Here is a 5,141-nt window from a genome sequence, read left to right on the forward strand (position 1 = left end):
AGCTTTCCAAAGTGAATAAAAACAAGGTCATAAATGATCCTGTGTATGGATTTGTAACGGTATACAGTGACCTTATATTCGATATTATTGAGCATCCCTTCTTCCAACGACTTCGGCGAATTAGTCAACTGGGACTTACAAGCTTGATATACCCGGGAGCTTTACATACCCGATTTCATCATGCATTGGGCGCTATGCATTTAATGAGTATTACGCTGGATAATCTTCGAAATAAGGGGAATGAAATTTCCGATGAAGAGTATGAAGGAGCCCTTTTGGCTATTCTTTTACATGATATTGGGCATGGACCTTTTTCTCATGCATTGGAGGATTTCATACTGCCTGGTTTTCATCATGAAAAGCTATCCCTTCTATTAATGGAGTATTTTAATAAAGTTTTTGATGGAGCTCTTGATCGCGCCATTCAAATTTTTAGAGGGACTTATGAGCGGCGTTTTTTTCACCAATTGGTTTCCAGTCAGTTGGATATTGACCGGTTGGATTATTTGATGCGTGATAGTTTTTTTACCGGTGTATCGGAAGGAACTATTGGAGCTGATCGTATCATAAAGATGCTCGACGTTTATCAAGATCAAATCGTAGTAGAAGAGAAAGGTATTTATAGTATTGAAAACTTGTTGAGTGCCAGAAGATTAATGTATTGGCAGGTTTATTTGCACAAGGCTACGGTTAGTTCCGAGAAAATGCTTGTTCAGCTTATTCTAAGAGTAAGGGATTTGCTAAAAAAAGGTATGGATGTATGGGCTTCTCCAGCTTTAAAACTTTTTTTAACGGAAATGCCCAGTCCTGATCAACTTAAAGAGAATGAGAGATATTTGAAAACTTTTGCTGCTTTGGACGATTTTGATATATGGGGGGCGTTGAAAGTTTGGGTGGACCATCGGGACCCCATACTTTCAAAAATAAGCCAGATGTTACTAAACCGTAAACTTTTCAAAGTATTGTTAAGTAATGAGAAGTTTTCAATAAACCAAATCGAGGAAGTAAAGGAAAGAGTTAAACAAACTTTGGGATTAAAAAATGAGGAAGTGAAGTACTTTGTTTCTCATGGGGCCATAAGTAATGCAGCTTATATCGCAAAAGGCCAAAATATTAACATCTTAACAAAAAATGGGCAATTGGTAGATATTGCCCTTGCATCAGATTTACCCAATATAAAGGCGATGAGCAAAATTGTGAAAAAATATTACCTATGCTGGCCCAAAAATGTATCTTTGTGACAATTTTAAGGTTTGTTCATGGAATTTAAGGTTTTACAAATAGCCCAACTAATTGATGGGGAAGTGGAAGGTGACCAGGAGGCGGTCATTAAAAATGTGGGAAAGATTGAAGATGCTCAAGAGGGTGATATTTCTTTCCTGGCAAATCCAAAGTATGAAAATTATATATATAACACCAATGCTACTGCAGTAATTGTTCGAAAAGACTTCATACCCACGAAGAGTATTTCAACAATTTTAATTAAGGTTGATGATCCGTACACAGGTTTTTCCAGTCTTTTAGAGCAATATGAAAAGATGATGGTTTCTCATAAGAGTGGAGTGGAATCTCCTTCCTTTTTAGGGGAAAACTCATCTCATGGGGAAGGTATTTACCGAGGAGCATTTTCCTATATTGGAAAAAATGTTGAAATTGGTAAAGACGTTAAAATATATCCAAACGTTTATATTGGGGATAATACTGTTATTGGAGATCATACTATTTTGTATGCCGGAGTGAAGGTGTATGCAAATTCAAAAATTGGAAGTCACTGTGTATTGCAGGCCGGAGCCGTAATAGGAAGTGATGGTTTTGGGTTTGCTCCCCAGCCTGATGGAAGCTATAAACGTATTCCGCAATTAGGTAATGTAATTTTGGACGATTTTGTAGATGTTGGAGCAAATACTACTGTTGATTGTGCAACCATGGGTTCAACTGTGATCCATAAGGGTGCAAAAATAGATAATTTGGTTCAGGTGGCTCATAATGTAGAAATTGGCAAAAACACTGTTATTGCATCTCAAACTGGCATTTCTGGTTCCACAAAAATAGGAAATGAGTGTGTTATTGGAGGACAGGTTGGGATTGTGGGACACATTGAAATAGGAAACGGAGTACAAATTGGTGCCCAAAGTGGAGTGGGAAGATCCATGAAAGATAATGCTAAGATAATTGGCTCCCCAGCAATGGATAAAACCAAATATGGGAGGATTATTGCGGTTTTTCGTAATTTGCCGGAACTTAGAAGCAGAGTTTATCAACTGGAAAAAAAATCTTAACTTTGGCGCCTGATTTTGATATAAGATATGAATACAAAACAACACACTATTAAAAAGTCTGTAACGGTTTCAGGTGTAGGGTTGCATACTGGGGCACCTACAACCATGACTTTTTTGCCTGCAAGACCGGGCCATGGCTTTAAGTTTCAACGGATTGATCTTGAAAATCATCCTGTAGTAAATGCAGATGTGGATAATGTGGTAGACCTTTCCCGAGGAACTACCATTGAACAGGAAGGTGCTCGCATTTTTACTGTAGAGCATGTTTTGGCTGCGTTGGTTGGTCTTGAAATCGATAATGTTTTGATTCAATTGGATGGTCCCGAACCGCCAGTTATGGATGGTAGTTCGATTCAATACATTGAGGCCTTAGAATCAGCTGGAGTTGAAGAACAAAATGCCTTAAGAGAGGTGTTTGAATTACCTAAAGAGATTTCCCATAAGGAGCCATCTAGAAAGGTGGAAATGGCAGCACTTCCATTAAATGATTACCGAGTTTCGGTTATGGTAGATTTCAATTCTACGGTATTGGGAAGTCAGCATGCTACCTTAAACAATGTTAGGGATTTTAAATCTAAAATTGCTTCAGCCCGGACATTTTGCTTTTTGCATGAACTCGAGATGCTTTATAAGCAAGGATTGATAAAGGGAGGAGACCTGGACAATGCAGTGGTAATCGTTGACCGATTGGTCGAAGAGAATGAGTTGGACTATTTGGCTGAACTTTTTAATAAACCAAAAGTTGAAGTAAAGAAAGAGGGTACTTTAAACAATGTAGAGTTAAGGTACGACAATGAACCGGCCCGTCATAAATTACTGGATGTGGTTGGAGATTTGGCACTAGTAGGTCGTCCTTTAAAGGCACAAATATTAGCGGCAAGGCCTGGTCATGCAGCCAATATTGAGTTGGCTAAAAAACTCAAAAAATTGATGAAGACTGCTTCTAAGCATGCTGTGCCTTATTACGATCCTAGCATGCCACCATTGATGGATGTGAATAAAATCACTAAGACATTACCACATCGGTATCCATTTGCCTTAATAGATAAGATATTCCATTTGGATGATTCGGTGGTGACTGGAGTGAAGAATGTAACTATTAATGAACCTTTCTTTCAAGGGCATTTTCCTGGTAATCCTGTAATGCCTGGTGTGCTAATTGTGGAAGCAATGGCTCAATGTGGCGGGATTTTAGTATTGGCTACTGTGCCAGATCCGGAAAATTATTGGACTTATTTCTTGAGCATCTCTGATTGTAAGTTTCGTAAAATGGTATTTCCTGGTGATACTATTATTTTCAAATGTGAATTGGTGGCTCCAATTAAACGTGGAATTGCCAAAATGCGCGGGCAAGCCTTTGTTGGCAAGAATCTTGCGTGTGAAGCCACCATGATTGCCAGTATTGTACGAAAAGATAAAAAGTAAATGAACCAACCATTAGCGTACGCTCATCCAGAGGCAAAAATTGCCTCAAATGTTGTTATAGAGCCATTTGCCACCATACATAAAAATGTAGAGATTGGAGAAGGTACTTGGATTGGATCCAATGTTACCATTATGGAAGGGGCTAGAATTGGAAAAAATTGCAAGATATTTCCAGGTGCTGTCATTTCGGCCGTACCTCAAGATATGAAATTTGCCGGAGAAGAAAGTTTGGTGGTCATTGGGAATAATACGGTAATTAGAGAGTGTGTCACATTAAACAGAGGTACGAAAGAGAGAGGAGAAACCACGATCGGATCGAATTGTTTGTTGATGGCTTACGTACATATTGCCCATGATTGCATTATTAATGACAGGGTGGTGTTATCCAATGCTGTTCAGGTAGGAGGTCATGTGGAGATAGGTGCACATGCCATTTTAGGAGGAACAAGTGCCGTTCACCAGTTCTGTAAAGTGGGTGCTCATACGATGTTGCAGGGTGGTTCTTTAGTGACTAAAGATGTTCCCCCATATGTTACTGCTGGAAGATTTCCTTTAAGTTATGCAGGTGTTAATTCCATTGGCCTTCGTAGAAGAGGTTTTTCAAATGAAAAAATTAATGAAATCCAGGAGATATATCGCCATATTTATTTAAAAGGATTAAATAATAATCAAGCTTTAGATATCATTCAGTTGGAGATGAATCCTTCCAAAGAGCGGGACGAAATCATTCATTTTGTCAGTAGTTCTAGTAGAGGAATCATCAAGGGAATTGCACATTAATAAAATGGTGGAAATTGAATTAAAAGGTTTGGGGAAAAGATTCAGTCGGGATTGGATTTTTAAAGACCTGGACCTTTTTTTAAAGCATGATCAATCTTGGGCCGTTACGGGGCCAAATGGAAGTGGAAAGTCTACTTTATTGCAAGTGATTTCGGGTTATGCTCCACCCACTCATGGAAAAATTAATTATTTCGATTCTAATCAGAATGAAATAAATCCTGCAGAATTTTACCAACAGATCAGTATCGCGACTCCTTATTTGGAGCTTGTTGAAGAGTTTACCTTGAAGGAGTTGCTTCATTTTCATTTTCATTTTAAGAAAATGAAAAGTGGCCTTAAAATTACGGATTTAATCCACATCATGTACTTGGATAAGGCTATCCACAAACAAATCAAATATTTTTCTAGTGGGATGAAACAACGTTTAAAGCTAGGCTTGGCTTTTTTCTCAACCTCTTCTGTTTTATTTCTTGATGAACCCACTACAAATCTTGATTTTAAAGGAATAGATTGGTATCAGGAAAATTTGGAAAAAGTTTTGAATGGACGCCTGGTAATCATTTGCTCCAACCAACCTACTGAATATGAGCAATGTAATCATTTAATTGATATACTTAATTATAAACCTGCGCAAGGTTAAAGGACCCCCTCTTTATT

At 38.1% G+C, this 5,141-nt stretch carries 5 protein-coding genes; all 5 read left to right on the top strand.

Features of this window, described 5'->3' with window-relative positions:
- Nucleotides 1-11: 11 nt before the first annotated feature.
- Genes E1171_RS07500 through E1171_RS07520 form a run of 5 tightly spaced genes read left to right on the top strand, consistent with a single transcriptional unit; the run spans nt 12 to nt 5,124 of the window.
- Nucleotides 12-1,241, top strand: a complete 1,230-nt coding sequence (locus E1171_RS07500) for an HD domain-containing protein (RefSeq protein WP_187696327.1) — start codon at nt 12-14, stop codon at nt 1,239-1,241.
- Nucleotides 1,242-1,259: 18 nt separating this feature from the next.
- Nucleotides 1,260-2,279 carry a UDP-3-O-(3-hydroxymyristoyl)glucosamine N-acyltransferase gene (gene lpxD / locus E1171_RS07505; protein WP_155205394.1) on the top strand — a complete coding sequence of 340 codons (1,020 nt, stop codon included), beginning with the start codon at nt 1,260-1,262 and terminating at the stop codon, nt 2,277-2,279.
- A gap of 27 nt (nt 2,280-2,306) precedes the next feature.
- Nucleotides 2,307-3,704, top strand: a complete 1,398-nt coding sequence (locus E1171_RS07510) for a bifunctional UDP-3-O-[3-hydroxymyristoyl] N-acetylglucosamine deacetylase/3-hydroxyacyl-ACP dehydratase (protein ID WP_155205395.1) — start codon at nt 2,307-2,309, stop codon at nt 3,702-3,704.
- Entirely contained in the window at nt 3,705-4,484 is a 780-nt protein-coding gene (lpxA, locus tag E1171_RS07515; RefSeq protein ID WP_155205396.1) for an acyl-ACP--UDP-N-acetylglucosamine O-acyltransferase, read from the top strand.
- Nucleotides 4,438-5,124: an ABC transporter ATP-binding protein gene (locus tag E1171_RS07520; RefSeq protein WP_246164219.1), complete on the top strand. Its 687-nt coding sequence runs from the start codon at nt 4,438-4,440 to the stop codon at nt 5,122-5,124. Before lpxA ends, E1171_RS07520 begins: the two co-directional genes overlap by 47 nt.
- The last annotated feature ends 17 nt before the right edge of the window (nt 5,125-5,141 follow it).

This window comes from Xanthovirga aplysinae, assembly GCF_009711365.1.
GTDB lineage: Bacteria > Bacteroidota > Bacteroidia > Cytophagales > Cyclobacteriaceae > Xanthovirga > Xanthovirga aplysinae.

Excerpts from the sequence above, each read along its gene's own strand:
- E1171_RS07510 (WP_155205395.1), top strand. The coding sequence starts at position 2,307 with ATGAATACAAAACAACACACTATTAAAAAGTCTGTAACGGTTTCAGGT.
- lpxA (WP_155205396.1), top strand. The coding sequence starts at position 3,705 with ATGAACCAACCATTAGCGTACGCTCATCCAGAGGCAAAAATTGCCTCA.
- lpxD (WP_155205394.1), top strand. The coding sequence starts at position 1,260 with ATGGAATTTAAGGTTTTACAAATAGCCCAACTAATTGATGGGGAAGTG.